The organism is Selenomonas sp. (assembly GCF_052169755.1).
Classification (GTDB): domain Bacteria; phylum Bacillota; class Negativicutes; order Selenomonadales; family Selenomonadaceae; genus Selenomonas.
The window spans coordinates 1-13,587 of the sequence record NZ_JBQNBV010000003.1 but is presented as its reverse complement, the minus strand read 5'-3'; the positions used below and the strand labels follow the sequence as shown (position 1 = coordinate 13,587).

Annotated in this window: 10 protein-coding genes and 1 pseudogene; 9 read left to right on the top strand and 2 right to left on the bottom strand. The window is 56.8% G+C overall.

What is annotated here, in order from left to right:
• Positions 1–39 precede the first annotated feature (39 nt).
• The 9 genes from ACTTKG_RS00460 to ACTTKG_RS00420 all read left to right on the top strand — a co-directional run bounded on the left by ACTTKG_RS00460 (position 40) and on the right by ACTTKG_RS00420 (position 12,022).
• The gene (locus ACTTKG_RS00460; protein ID WP_442672292.1) at positions 40–2,526 is read left to right on the top strand and encodes a DUF3656 domain-containing U32 family peptidase; all 2,487 of its coding nucleotides are present in this window, start codon (positions 40–42) and stop codon (positions 2,524–2,526) included.
• Between the two features lie 16 nt (positions 2,527–2,542).
• Positions 2,543–4,918 carry an endonuclease MutS2 gene (locus ACTTKG_RS00455; protein ID WP_442672291.1) on the top strand — a complete coding sequence of 792 codons (2,376 nt, stop codon included), beginning with the start codon at positions 2,543–2,545 and terminating at the stop codon, positions 4,916–4,918.
• A gap of 107 nt (positions 4,919–5,025) precedes the next feature.
• The gene (locus ACTTKG_RS00450) at positions 5,026–7,191 is read left to right on the top strand and encodes a transglycosylase domain-containing protein (RefSeq protein ID WP_442672290.1); all 2,166 of its coding nucleotides are present in this window, start codon (positions 5,026–5,028) and stop codon (positions 7,189–7,191) included.
• Between the two features lie 33 nt (positions 7,192–7,224).
• Complete coding sequence (tyrS, locus tag ACTTKG_RS00445; RefSeq protein ID WP_442672289.1) at positions 7,225–8,445, top strand: tyrosine--tRNA ligase; 1,221 nt, start codon at positions 7,225–7,227, stop codon at positions 8,443–8,445.
• Between the two features lie 40 nt (positions 8,446–8,485).
• Positions 8,486–9,217 carry a YebC/PmpR family DNA-binding transcriptional regulator gene (locus ACTTKG_RS00440; protein WP_442672288.1) on the top strand — a complete coding sequence of 244 codons (732 nt, stop codon included), beginning with the start codon at positions 8,486–8,488 and terminating at the stop codon, positions 9,215–9,217.
• Between the two features lie 35 nt (positions 9,218–9,252).
• The gene (gene ruvC / locus ACTTKG_RS00435) at positions 9,253–9,747 is read left to right on the top strand and encodes a crossover junction endodeoxyribonuclease RuvC (protein ID WP_442672287.1); all 495 of its coding nucleotides are present in this window, start codon (positions 9,253–9,255) and stop codon (positions 9,745–9,747) included.
• 23 nt (positions 9,748–9,770) lie between these two features.
• Positions 9,771–10,376, top strand: coding sequence for a Holliday junction branch migration protein RuvA (gene ruvA / locus ACTTKG_RS00430; RefSeq protein ID WP_442672286.1), 606 nt, complete (start codon positions 9,771–9,773; stop codon positions 10,374–10,376).
• Between the two features lie 24 nt (positions 10,377–10,400).
• Positions 10,401–11,405, top strand: a complete 1,005-nt coding sequence (gene ruvB, locus ACTTKG_RS00425; RefSeq protein WP_442672326.1) for a Holliday junction branch migration DNA helicase RuvB — start codon at positions 10,401–10,403, stop codon at positions 11,403–11,405.
• Positions 11,402–12,022, top strand: coding sequence for an epoxyqueuosine reductase QueH (locus ACTTKG_RS00420; RefSeq protein ID WP_442672285.1), 621 nt, complete (start codon positions 11,402–11,404; stop codon positions 12,020–12,022). The genes ruvB and ACTTKG_RS00420 overlap by 4 nt, the downstream gene beginning before the upstream one ends.
• A 117-nt stretch (positions 12,023–12,139) precedes the next feature.
• Here the strand turns inward: ACTTKG_RS00420 and ACTTKG_RS00415 are convergent, their stop codons facing one another.
• Together ACTTKG_RS00415 and ACTTKG_RS00410 are read right to left on the bottom strand one after the other, a co-directional pair.
• The gene (locus tag ACTTKG_RS00415) at positions 12,140–13,222 is read right to left on the bottom strand and encodes a DUF871 domain-containing protein (protein ID WP_442672284.1); all 1,083 of its coding nucleotides are present in this window, start codon (positions 13,220–13,222) and stop codon (positions 12,140–12,142) included.
• Positions 13,223–13,236: 14 nt separating this feature from the next.
• Positions 13,237–13,587 (bottom strand): annotated as a pseudogene (locus ACTTKG_RS00410) (PTS transporter subunit EIIC); the annotation flags it as partial.

Here is a 13,587-nt window from a genome sequence, read left to right as displayed (position 1 = left end):
GATTTGCATAGATGCATTGGGGCTGTTCGGAGGAAAAAAGTGGTTGAATTACTGGCGCCGGCAGGAAGCAGGGAGGCGCTCACCGCCGCTGTGGAGAGCGGCGCTGACGCTGTTTATCTGGCAGGCAATATGTTCGGCGCACGCGCTTATGCAGACAACTTCGATGAGGACGGGCTGCGAGAAGCGATCGATTTCGCGCACAGCCGCAATGTGCGCGTGCATGTGACGGTCAATACCATCGTGCGTGACGATGAGCTGGCGGCGCTCGCGCACTACCTTCGCTTTCTTTACGAGGCGGGGGCGGATGCGGCGCTCGTGCAGGATCTCGGCGTTTATCGTCTCGCGCGGCAGGCGGCTCCTGATCTGCCGCTGCACGCGAGCACACAGATGACCGTACACAACCTTGAAGGTGTGCTCGAACTGCAGGAAATGGGCTTCGAGCGCGTCGTGCTTTCGCGTGAGCTTTCGCTTGAGGATATACGCTATATCACGGCGCACAGCGACGTGGAAATCGAAACTTTCGTGCATGGGGCGCTTTGCGTCTGCTACTCGGGACAATGTCTGATGAGCAGCATGATCGGCGGCAGGAGCGGCAATCGCGGTCGCTGTGCGCAGCCGTGCCGCCTGCCGTATACGCTCGTCGACGAAACGGGAGCGGATGTACTGGGCAAGGCAGCGGGGCAATTCCTGCTGTCGCCCAAGGATCTGAAAACCATCGAGCTTTTGCCGGAGCTTTTAGCAAGCGGCATCGCATCGTTGAAGATCGAAGGGCGCATGAAGCGGCCTGAGTACGTCGCAGTCGTTGTTGATGCCTATCGCCGCGCCATCGACGCCATAGAGGCGGGCAAGGCTCTGCCGAGCATCGCTGACGATGAAAAGGCATTGGCACAGATCTTCAACCGCGATTTTACGACTGCCTACCTCAAGGAGCGGCCGGGGCGTGCGCTGATGAGCGATTCGCGTCCGAACAACCGCGGTTTGCTCGTCGACCGCGTTCTTTCCAACGAAAGAGCGGCGGGACGCGTGACGCTGAAACTCTCGGGGGATTTGGCAGAAGGCGATCAGTTGGATTTTTGGGTCAAGGTCGGCGGCAGAAGAGCGGCGACGGTCACGGAGCTGCGCGACAAAAAGGGGCGCGTCTCCCTTGCGGCAAAAGCGGGTGAGGAGATCACATTGTCTCTGGATGCAGCTGTAAAGCCGCATGATCGCGTATTCAAGGTGTTTGACGCGCAGCTGATGGAAAAGGCGCGCGGTTTTTTTCGCGCAGGCGCTCCCGTGCGGCGCGTGTCCGTGGCGGCGCATGTGGGCGTGCGTCTCGGTGCGCCGCTTGTCATCTCTTTGCGTGACGCGGACGGCTTTACGGCGGAGGCGGCGACGGAGTTTCTTGCCGAGCCGGCAAAGAAGCGTCCGCTGGATGCCGCAGCCGTGGAAAAGCAGCTGCGCCGCATCGGCACGACGATCTTTTCGCTGGATGAAGTCGCGTTGGATATTGTGCCGGGCGTGATGGTTCCCCTCAGCGAAATCAACGAAGCGCGGCGCAGGGCATTTGCTTTGCTGCAGGAGAAGCGCATGGTGCACTGTCCGCGTCCGGCTCTGCCCGTCTTTCGTTATGAAGGACCGCTCGCGCAGGTGAAGGGCAAGGTTGAGGCGCACGTCGTGGCAGTGACGGATACGCTTGCCGGCGTACATGAAGCCCTGCGTGCTGGAGCCGATGAAATCCTCTTCGGCGGTGATTCGTATCATCATCGTCAGATTCCTCTGCGCGACTACGAGGAAGCGGCGCGGCTCGCACACGACATGAAGCGGCGCATCGTGTTCAATACGCCGCGCCTTGTCGTGTGCCGCGACATGACAGCGCAGCGAAGGCTTGTCGATGGCTTTGTGCGCCTCGCGCCCGATGCCGTCAGCGTCCACAATATCGGTATGCTCCGTCTCGTGCGCGAGGCGGGGCTGAAATTCCATGCCGACGCATCGCTTCCCGTCGTCAATCATTTAGCTCTTGCGGAGCTTGCAGATTTCGGGGCGAGCCGCGCCGTACTTTCGCCCGAACTTACGTTGGAGCAGGCGGCTTCGCTCGCGTCATGCGCACCTTTTCCCGTCGAGTGTATCGTCGAGGGAAATCTTGAGCTGATGGTATCCGAATATTGCGCGCTGGGCAGTTTTCTCGGCAGCGCAGCTTCGGGCGCTTGTTCGATGCCATGCTGCAAGGGGAAGAAGCGCTACGCCCTCATGGATAGGAAGGACATGCAATTTCCGCTCGTATTCGATCAGTCATGTCACATGCACGTCCTCAACAGCAAGCGGCTGACGATGCTGCTTCATGCGATGGAGTTCGCGCCGCGCGGCATCTCGTTTCTGCGCATCGACGGGCGTTTTATGGATACGGCGGAGTTTGGCAGGCGCGTGCGTCTTTACAAGGAATGGAGCCGTTTTTCGGGTAAACTGCTCAAAGAGCAGGAGGACTATCTGAAGGAGCAGGAGGGCAAGGATACGACGCGCGGTCACTACTTCCGCGGCGTACAGTAGGAGATAGAAATTGTTTATGGAAAAGGAAACACTCGACACGCTTGAATACGATAAGATCCGCGCGATGCTTGAGGCGAAGGCAGGCTCCGTTCTTGGAAAGGAAAAGGCGCATGCTGTTCTTCCTGCAAGTGATTTTGACGAGGTTGCGGAGCTTTTGCGTGAAACGGAAGAGGCTGTGCGTTTGTCGGCATTTTCCTCGCCGCCGATGGGCGGCGTTTTCGACATGCGCGAGGCGTTGACAAAAGCCGAGCGCGGCGCTGTGCTCGATCTCGGCGATTTTACAGATCTTCTGAGTACGATGCACGCCATGCGGGCCGTCAAGCACTTCTTCAAGGGAGTAGAGCTGGATGCACCGCTCCTCAAGGAGCAGGCAAAAGGCATCGAGGTTCTTGGACAGCTTGAGCGTCGATTGGAAAACAGCGTCGATGAGCACGGCAGCTTGCTCGACGACGCAAGCGTGGAACTTTCGCGCATCCGTCGGGAGCTTCGCTCGGGCAGGCGCAGAGCGAAGGAGCAGATGGACGCCATCCTGCATCGTACGGAGTACCAGAAATTCTTTCAAGACGCCATCGTTACACAGCGTGGTGAGCGCAACGTCATACCGATCAAGCAGGAGTATCGCCAGAGCTTCCCGGGTATCGTCCACGATCAGTCGGCAAGCGGCGCGACGCTTTTCATCGAGCCTTTAGCGCTCGTTGACCTCAACAACGACCTCAAGCAGCTTGCGCTTGCCGAGAAGAATGAGGTGCAGCGAATCCTGCGGCTCCTCTCGCAGGAAGTCGGCAGAAACAGCGCCGTTCTGCAGGAGAATTGCGCCATTCTCGCTGCGCTGGACTTCATCTTCGCACGCGCGAAGCTCGCCGCAGAGATGCAGGCGACGAAGCCCGCGATCAATCGTGAGGGCAGGACGAAGCTCCTCGCCGCGCGTCACCCGCTGATCGAAGCGGCGAAGGTCGTGCCCATCGACATCAAGATTGGCGAAACGTATCGTATGCTGCTCATCACAGGCCCCAATACGGGCGGCAAAACAGTCAGCTTAAAGACGCTCGGTCTCTTTGCGCTCATGGTGCAGTCGGGCTGTTATATTCCCGTCGCCGCAGGCTCGGAAATTTCCGTCTATCCGAACGTCTATACAGTCATCGGCGACGAGCAGAGCATCGAGCAGAGTCTCAGTACGTTTTCCGCGCACATGTCGCATTTGATTAAGCTGTTGGCGTGCGTCGAAAGAGATGACCTCCTGCTGCTTGACGAAATTGGTGCGGGAACCGACCCCGAGGAAGGCGCTGCGCTTGCCGTGGCCATCCTTGAGCAGTTCCTCACGCGCGGCGCCACGACGATCGTGACGACGCATTACTCGGAGCTAAAGACATTCGCTTTTACGCGCGATGGCATCGAGAACGCTTGTGTGGAATTTGACGTTGAGACATTGCGCCCGACGTATCGCTTGCTGACAGGTATACCGGGCGCAAGCAACGCCTTTGCTATCAGCCGCCGTCTCGGTCTTTCGGAGGCGACGATCCTGCGTGCGCAGCAATTCATCAAGGCAGATCATGCGCAGTTCGAGCAGGTCGTCAATCAGCTCGAAAGCGAAAAGCGCATGTACGAGCAAATGAATGCCGACGTCTTGGAACGACAGCAGCGCGTAGCGAAGCTCGAAGAAAAGACGCAGGCGCTGAAAGATGAGATTCGAGAGAAGAAGGAGCAAATGCTCAAGAAGGCGCGTCAGGAGAGCGCATCTCTCGTGCGGCGCACGCGGCGTGAAGCGGAAGAAATCATCAAGAGTCTCAAGGAGCAGTTCGACGATCTCGGCATAGAGAGCCGCCGCCGCGCCATGCAGGCAGCGCGTGAGAAGCTGCAGGAAGCGGCGGAGCGCTCACGCACAGGACTTCTTCCCGGCAAGGCGTACAAAGAGAAGATCGACATGAAGAAGCTCGCCGTCGGCGATGTCATCTATGTGCGAAAGCTCGACAGACAAGCGACGGTGCTCAAAATCCAAGGCACGAGCATCGAGGTGCAGCTCGGCAGTCTCAAGACGTATGTCAAGGCGGGCGACTGCCGCTTCGTCGAAAGAGCGAGGAAGGAGCCGCCCGCCGCATCGACAGGCGGCGCTAAGAAAAGCGCCGGCAGTCTGCTGCAAAAGACGGCGAATCTGCACCGAGAGATAGACGTGCGGGGTCTCATGGTCGATGAAGCGGAGCAGGCGCTTGGCAAGTTCTTGGACGACGCCGTCATCGGCGGTTTAGGGCAGGTGCTCATCATCCACGGCAAAGGCACGGGCGCACTTAGAAAAGGGATTCATGCGTATTTGAAACGACATAAAAGCGTCCTGCGCTTCAATTTCGCCGATATCAGCGAGGGCGGCACGGGAGCGACGCTCGTCGATTTGCAGTAGAGGCTGCAAGGATAACAGAGCGGCAGGTTTATCTTGCCCTGTCACTTTCGTTGCAGTATAATGAAAAGCATATGATTGCGTAAGATGGATTAGGAGGGAGCTTCTTCATGGAAAAACGTACCGATGCGACGCGTGCTTCGCGGCAAGATCTGCAAAGGCGCCTGGCACCGAAGCCGAATCCGAAGCCGCCGCCGAAAAAAAGCCGCGGCGGAAGGATCGTGCGCGCTCTCGTGGGTTTCCTCATTGTCGTATTCGTCATGTTCGTCGGTATCGGCTGCGGTTTTTTGACCGCAAGCATGAATACGAAGGATAATCTTGTCGAGGATATACGTCCGCCGGCGTCCTCGCACATTTACGACATCAACGGCAACGAGATCGCGAATGTTCATGCGGCAGAGAACCGCGAACCTGTCAAACTATCACAGATTCCTCAGAACTTACAGAATGCTTTTGTTGCAGTTGAGGATAATCGCTTTTATGAACACATGGGCATTGACCCGCGAGGCATCCTGCGCGCCGTTTATGCCAATGTCACGGGCAGGATGATCTCCGAGGGCGGCTCGACGATCACGCAGCAGCTCGCGAAGAATGCCTACCTGACGCAGGATCGGACGATAAAGCGCAAGATTCAGGAAGTATTCCTCGCCCTCCAGATCGAGCGGCAGTACACGAAGCAGGAGATCTTAGAGCTGTACCTGAACCAGATTTACTTCGGGCAGGGCGCCTACGGCGTGCAGGCAGCCGCGCAGACATACTTCGGCAAGAATGTCGAGGAGCTTGACCTCAACGAGTGTGCGATGCTTGCGGGTATACCGAAGAGCCCCAATTATTACTCACCGTTCAACAACTTCAACGCCGCGCAGGAACGCAAGGGCATCGTGCTCGATCAGATGGAAAAGTACGGCTACATCAACCATGCGTCGGCACGCAAGGCGAGCGAAGAGAAGCCGAAGCTCGTGAATCACAAGCAGGAGAAGGATTCGACGGGCGCTTACTTCATCGATTACATCACGCAAAAGGTCATTGATAAATACGGCGCTGACGCCATCTACAAGGAAGGTTTGAAGATCTACACGACGATCGACATGACGATGCAGAAGGCGGCAGAGGAGGCAGCGCATGAGCTGAATGTGCAGCGCACGGACGGCAATGGCATACAGCAGCCCCAGATGGCGCTCGTTGCCATCGATCCGCACACAGGCTACATCAAAGCGATGGTCGGCGGCCGCGGCACAGATCAGTTCAACCGCGCGACAATGGCAGAGCGCCAGCCCGGCTCTTCTTTTAAGCCGTTCGTCTTTGCAGCGGCATTGGAAGAAAACTATTCTCCTGATACCATCATCGACGACAGCCCGATCAAGATTGGCGACTGGTCGCCGAAGAACTACAGCGGCAACTACAGCGGCAAAGTGACGCTGCGCACGGTGGCGCGCTATTCGCTCAATGTACCTACGGTAAAGATCGCCCAGAAGCTCGGCATAGAAAAGCCGATTTACTATGCGCAGGAAATGGGCATTACAACCTTTGTGCTCGACGGCGAGCGCAGCGATCGGAATTTCGCTACGGCGCTCGGCGGTCTAACGAAGGGTGTGACGCCGCTTGAGATGACGAGCGCCTACGGCACGTTTGCGAACAAAGGCATACACGTTGAACCTGTCGCCATCGTCAAGATCCTTGACCGCAACGGCAAGGTTCTTGAGCAGGCGGAGCTAAAGCAAAAAAGCGTCATCAAAGAGAGCAGCGCGGCGTCTCTGACGAGTATGCTGCAGGATGTCGTGCAGCATGGTACGGGCACTCATGCCAATATCGGACGCCCCGCCGCAGGCAAGACGGGAACGACAGACAACTATCACGATGCGTGGTTTGTCGGCTATACGCCCGACCTCGTGGCAGGCGTTTGGGTCGGCAACGACGACAATACATCATTGGGCATGATGACGGGCGGCATGGCGCCTGCGGAGATTTGGAAAGCATTCATGCAAAAGGTCGTCGCAGGCACGCCCGTGAAGAACTTTGACGGTGTGTCCTATACGCCGGGTAACGTCAGTGAAATCAAAGACGAGAAAGCCGTGAAGGAAGAAAAGGCTCCGGACAAGAAGGAAAAGAACGCCAAGGACGCCAAGGGAACGGCGCCATCCAACGCAGGCGGCAAAGCTTCGAGTACAGATTCATCGGCGAAGCAGCCCGCTTCCGTACCCACGCAGCAGCCGTCGCCGCCTGCTGCAGACGGCGGACCGGAGCCGGGCGGCAGTGTTTCCAAGGGCAGAGATTGATAGGTACATGTGAGAAGAGAAGGGAAGAGTTCGTTGGCAAATGTTTTTGATGTTTTGAAAGAGCGCGGCTTCATCGCTCAATGTACCGATGAGGAAGGCGTGCGGGAGATGCTCGATAAAGAGTGCGTGACATTCTATGTAGGCTTCGATCCCACGGCGGACAGCCTGCATGTCGGGCACTTTCTCGGACTCATGGCGATGTCGCACATGCAGCGCGGCGGACATCGCCCTGTGTGCCTCGTGGGCGGCGGCACGGGAACGGTCGGCGATCCTTCAGGGCGTACGGACATGCGCAGGATGCTCACCGATGAGGACATCGAGCATAATTGCAGCTGCTTTAAGAAGCAGATCGCGCGTTTCATCGACTTTTCTGAGGATAAGGCGCTGATGGTCAACAATGGCGATTGGTTGCGGAAACTCAACTACATCGAGCTTCTGCGCGAGGTCGGAGCGCACTTCACCGTCAACCGCATGTTGGCTGCCGAAGCGTATAAATCGCGCTGGGAAAAGGGGCTGACCTTCCTCGAATTCAACTACATGGTCATGCAGGCGTACGATTTCATGGAGCTTCATCGCCGCCATGACTGCAAACTGCAGATGGGCGGCGATGACCAGTGGTCGAACATCATTGCGGGCGTCGAACTCATTCGCAGGAAGGAAGCGAAGCCCGCTTACGGTCTGACCTTCACGCTGCTTACGAAGAGCGACGGGCAGAAGATGGGCAAGACGGCGGGCGGCGCGCTTTGGCTCGACGCCGAAAAGACGCCGCCGTACGACTTCTATCAATACTGGCGCAACATCGACGACGCTGACGTTGAAAAATGTCTTGCACTCTTGACGTTCCTGCCGATGGAAGAGGTGCGTCGCTTGGGCGCACGCAGGGATGCGGCGATCAACGAGGCAAAGACGGTGCTTGCCTACGAAGTTACGAAGCTCGTGCATGGCGAAGCGGCGGCAGAAAAGGCGAAAGCCGGAGCTGAGGCGATGTTTGGCGGCGCCGGCGCGTCGGCAGATATACCGACATTTACGCTGATGCCAGAAGATATGGGTAAGAAGCTCATCGACATCCTCACGAAGCACGGCATTTTCCCTTCAAAGAGCGAAGGCAGGCGGCTCATCGCGCAGGGGGGCGTCACGCTCAACGACGTGAAGGTAAGAGACGCTGATTATTGTCTGTGCGATGAAGATTTCACCGACGGTGCAGCGCTCGTCAAGAAGGGAAAGAAAAAGCATTATCGGCTTATGAAAGCCTGAAGCATAACGATACATTTTGGATAAGGAGTTGCAAGGTTTCATGTCAGGACATTCCAAATGGGCGAACATCAAGAGAAAAAAAGGGGCGAATGACGCGATTCGCGGCAAGATCACGACGAAGATCGGCAGGGAGATCACCATTGCCGTCCGCATGGGCGGCGGCGATCCGACGGGCAATATGCGCTTGAAGCTGGCGCTTTCCAAGGCAAAGGCGAACAATATCCCCAAGGACAATATCCAGCGTGCCATCCAGAAAGGGCTTGGCGCTGCTGAAGGGAGCAACTACGAAGAGCTGACATACGAGGGTTACGGTCCGGCAGGGTCCGCCATTATGCTCGACATCCTGACGGACAACCGCAATCGCAGCGCCGCCGATGTGCGCCACATTTTCTCAAAGTACGGCGGCAACCTTGGCGAGACGGGATGCGTTGGCTGGATGTTCAAGCAAAAAGCCGTTTTTATCGTAGAAAAAGAAACGTTCGAGGATGAAGATGAGCTTATGGGCATTGTTCTCGATGCCGGTGCAGAGGACTTCAAGGCGGAAGACGACGTCTTTGAAATCACTGCCGATCCTGCCGACTATGAAGCAATCGAAGCGGCGCTCGGTGAAAAGGGCATCGAAACGGCGTCGGCGGAAATCACGATGGTGCCTGATACGACCGTGAAGCTTGAGGGCAAGGATGCGGAGAAGATGCAGAATCTCATCGACGCGCTTGAAGAGAATGATGATGTGCAGAACGTCTACAGCAACTATGCATTTGATGAAGAGTAAAGGTTTGTGGTCGTGCGATTTGCAGCGGAGTCGTCATGCTTGCTCTGGGGATTGATCCGGGCACGGCGATCTGCGGCTTCGGCTTCGTCTCTTTGGAGAGCAGTCGCCTCGTGCCGCACGCATACGGTGCGCTGACGACAAGCCCCAAGGCGCGCATGGAAGATCGTCTGATGAAGCTCTACGATGGACTGGACGCTCTCATCAAAGAGTATAAACCGGATGTCATGGGCATCGAGCAGCTTTTCTTCAATCGCAACGTCACGACGGCGATTCCTGTTGGACAGGCTCGCGGCGTCGTGCTTTTAGCGGCGGCGAAGAACGGACTGCCAATCGCAGAGCATACGCCGCTGCAAGTCAAGCAGGCGGTGACGGGCTACGGAAAGGCGACAAAAGAGCAGGTCATCTACATGGTGTCGAAACTTCTGCATCTTGCTAAGCCGCCAAAGCCCGATGATGTGGCGGATGCGCTCGCTGTCGCTGTATGCACGACACACTGTATGGGAAGCGTCGCTTGGCGCAATCGTTTGTAGTTCGGATATGCGAGGAGATTCTAATGATCGGTTTCCTGCGGGGAAAGGTCGCGCGCCTTTCCCTTGATTTTTGCTTCCTTGACGTCGCGGGTGTCGGCTATCGCGTCTTTGTGTCGGGCGCGACGCACAGCCGTCTGCATATCGGTGAAGAAGTGATGCTCTTTACGCATCTCGCCGTGCGCGAGGACGCCATGACGCTCTATGGATTTTTTTCCGAGGAAGAGTACGAGCTTTTTCAAATGCTCATTTCCGTCACGGGCATTGGTCCCAAAGCGGCTCTCGGCATCCTGTCGAACATCACGCCGGAGAACCTCTGTCTTGCCGTGCGGAACAAGAAGGCAGCCATCCTGACGAAAGCGCCGGGCATCGGCAAAAAATCAGCGGAGCGCATCATCTTGGAGCTAAAGGACAAGATGAAAGGATTCATGGCGGATCATGAAACGATTGTCGAGGAAGGTTTGATTGAAGAGCCTGTTGAAGATACGATGTTTGCTGAAGCGGGCGCGGCACTTCTCTCTCTCGGCTATACGCAGGCGGAGTTCACACCCGTCCTGCGGCGTGCCAAGGACTGCAAGGACGCTGAAGCGCTCATTCGCTTTGCATTGAAAGAGTTTGCGCAACACCGATGAGGAAGGAGGGGCGGCATGGATGAGATGGAAGGGCGCATCATCGCGCTTGACGAACAGGCAGCGGACACTTGGCAGTACAGTCTGCGCCCGAGAAAGCTCGTCGAGTACATTGGACAGAAGAAAGCGAAGGAGAACTTGAAGATCTTCGTGCAGGCGGCATTGAATCGCGGTGAGGCGCTCGACCATGTGTTGCTCTACGGGCCGCCCGGCCTCGGCAAGACGACGCTCGCGGGCATCATCGCCAATGAGCTTGGCGTGAACTTTCGCATCACCTCGGGACCTGCCATCGAACGCTCGGGCGATCTCGCTGCGCTCTTGACGAATCTCGGCGAGCGCGATGTGCTTTTCATTGATGAGATACACAGACTTTCCAGAAGCGTCGAAGAGGTGCTTTATTCGGCGATGGAGGACTTCGCTCTCGACATCATCATTGGCAAGGGACCGAGTGCGCGTTCCATCCGACTTGACATCGCACCATTCACCTTGGTCGGAGCGACGACGAAAGCAGGGGCGCTTGCCGCTCCTCTGCGCGATCGTTTCGGCGTGATCTCACGCTTGGAGTATTACGAACCGCAAGAACTCATGCTCATCATCGAGCGCGCGGCCGAGATCCTGCAAATCTCTATCGAAAAGAGCGGTGCAGAAAAGATCGCACGGCGTTCACGCGGCACGCCGCGCGTCGCGAACCGCCTCTTGAAGCGTGTGCGCGACTTCGCGCAGGTGCAGGGCGCGTCGGCGATTACGGCTGCGATTGCCGATGCGGCGCTCGATCGGCTTGAAGTAGACCGCATCGGACTCGATCATACCGACCGCCGTATGCTTTTGACGATGATTCAAAAGTTTGCGGGCGGTCCCGTCGGATTGGAGACCTTGGCGGCTGCCATAAGCGAAGAGAGCGATACGATCGAAGATATCTACGAGCCGTATCTCCTGCAGCTCGGCTTTATCAACCGCACGCCGCGCGGCCGCGTCGTGACGCGCACCGCCTATGAACATCTCGGCGTGCCTTATGTGGAGGACGGAAAATGAGCTTGAAACTTTTGCTCCATATGTGCTGCGGTCCCTGCGCGTGTTATCCGGTCAAGAAACTCAGACAAGATGGTGTAGAACCTGTCGGCTACTTCTTCAATCCCAACATCCACCCGTATAAAGAGTGGGATATGCGCTTGAAGACAGCGAAGGAATTTGCCGCCAAGACAGACTTGGATATACGAACGGACGAGAATTATATGCTGCGCGACTTTCTGCGGCGTGCTCTGAGCGCCGAGCGACTGCCCAACGGCCGCTGCCGCATGTGCTATACATGGCGTTTGAGTGAAGCGGCGCGTTACGCGAGTGAAAACGGCTTCGAAGCGTTTACGAGCACGCTTTTTTACAGCATCCATCAGCAGCACGATCTCATGCGCGAGACAGCGGAGTTCTTCGCAAGAAAATATGGCGTCGATTTTTACTACGAGGACTTCCGCTCGGGCTGGCAGGAAGGCATCGACATCAGTCACGAGCTTGCGCTTTATCGCCAGCCGTACTGCGGCTGCATCTTCAGCGAGGAAGAGCGCTACAGCAAAGCGATCCGCAAGGAAAAGAAAAAGCTGGCGAAGCAGCGCAGGGCAGCAGCATTGCAGACGCAGATAAAAAATGTCGGATAAGGTGTAGGAAATAAAGAACTTCCGCCAAATAAGCCGCAGGGCTTGGCGGAAGTTCTTTATTTCGTGCAAACTTTCAGGACACATATTTAGCCGCCGCACGAAGCGGCATGAGGTGCGCTATTCATCGAGATGGAAGGAAAATTTCTTACCGGGGATGATGTAGTTGATGAGAAACTGCTCTTCCTCCGGAATGAGCGCAGCGACGTTGACGCGGGCATCGGCGGGCTGCGGATGCTTGATGATCTGCAGCTCGCCCATGTATCTGCCGTAGTCCTTGTTGTCGAGCGTAACAGCGCCGTAGGGGCGCATCTTCTGATTCTGCGGCAGGATATCTTGCCCCATTTCCTTGAGAATGGCGCGGCTCTCCTGCGCACGCACAGCGTCGCGCGCTTCGTCGAGTCTGGCGGTAAAGACATGCGTTAACAGCTCTTCTTGTACTGGCTCGCGCAGAGAAAGCTCGGCGCGCATAGTCACGCAGTTGTCCTCAATCGAGGTCAGCGTCTCCAACTCCTCGGCAGACGGCAGAGAATCGCCGATGAAAATAGAATCCATGCCGATGGCAGCGAGGTGGCGGGCTGCAAGGGAAAGCGGGAAGTCGCGATGCATCTCAAGCGTCGGCAAGCCGCAGCGAAGCGGCGAACGACGGCGGAAATGGCAGGGAACAAAAGCGCCGACGGATATGCCTGCCTTGTGCAGCATCGCCGTTTTGCGCACGAGTGTCGCTTCGGCAAGTCCTGTGCCTTCGCGCGGATAGAAGTTGTGCAGTGCGTCGATCTTGTCGAAGTCAGCGTTCTCCTGCAAAAGCTGTGTGAGGAATTTGCCTGTGACCGTAGAAGCATTGATCTGGATGCGCATATTCTGCGTATTGCGGCTGAGTTCAGCAATGTGCGCGGCGCCATATCCGTAATCAATGCGCAGGGTATGTATACCCATAAATTGAAATGCGGCGAGAGAAAAATGACGCATACCGAGAAGTTCAAGAGTTGCAGGAGAAATGTCGGAGATGATCTCCATATCATACTTACGAGCTGTCTGCACGATGGCGCTGAACTCTTCCTTGAGCGTGCGCTGATTCGTTTCAGGGATATGCAAGGAGGTGAATATGCGCGTGACGCCAAGTTTGGCGGCAGACTCGATGAGGTGAAGATTTTCTTTTGGGGTGTTGTCAAGAGCGGGATAAACAGAGATTCCTGTCTGCATGGCAATGCCTCCTTTCATTGTTTTAGCGCTTCTTCGGGATCTTGGAAGCCGAGCAGCCAAGTCGCGCAAAAACCTGCGATGTATGCAGTCAAAAGTCCGACGAGATAGATCGTGAGATTGTCCGTGACAGCGGCGAGCGGCAGCCCCGATATCCCCATAGCATGAGCGCCGACGCCGAAAGATGCCTGTACCGCGCCGCCGCAGGCGCCACCGATGCAGGCGCCGAGGAAGGGGCGTCCGAGCGGCAGTGTGACGCCGTAGATCAGCGGCTCGCCAACGCCCAGTATGCCGACGGGAAGAGCCGTCGCTACAGTCTTCTTGAGAAAAGCGCTCTTCGTTTTGCAATAGACGCAGATGGCTGCGCC